The organism is Mesorhizobium sp. M8A.F.Ca.ET.202.01.1.1 (genome assembly GCF_004791595.1).
Lineage (GTDB): Bacteria > Pseudomonadota > Alphaproteobacteria > Rhizobiales > Rhizobiaceae > Mesorhizobium.
Window position 1 is genome coordinate 1 of sequence record NZ_SRUN01000221.1, and the last position, 308, is coordinate 308.

1 protein-coding gene is annotated in these 308 nt (G+C 64.0%); it reads left to right on the plus strand.

All coding sequences use genetic code 11. The features are described 5' to 3' along the window. Window positions 1–95: 95 nt before the first annotated feature. Window positions 96–308 (plus strand): aldo/keto reductase (locus tag EN845_RS34585; RefSeq protein ID WP_135931327.1); only part of this gene is annotated, 213 nt, incomplete at its 3' end.

The following is a 308-nucleotide window of genomic DNA, read 5'->3' on the forward strand; positions in this document are numbered from 1 at the left end:
GCCTCCCTTGATCTTGATCAAGCCGACGCGGCTGGACGTGTTCCGTTCCGGCCCTATAATTTCGCGGGCGCTAATTCTTCACCGGAGACAGACAGATGAGCCTGGGCAAGCAGAAACTCGGCAGCCAGGGGCTCGTCGTCTCCTCGATCGGCCTCGGCTGCATGGGCATGAGCCAGTCCTACGGACCGGCCGACGAGGCGGAATCGATCGCGACGATCCACCGGGCGATCGAGCTCGGCTGCACCTTCCTCGACACGGCCGAGGTCTATGGGCCTTTCATCAACGAGGAGCTGCTCGGCCGCGCGCTG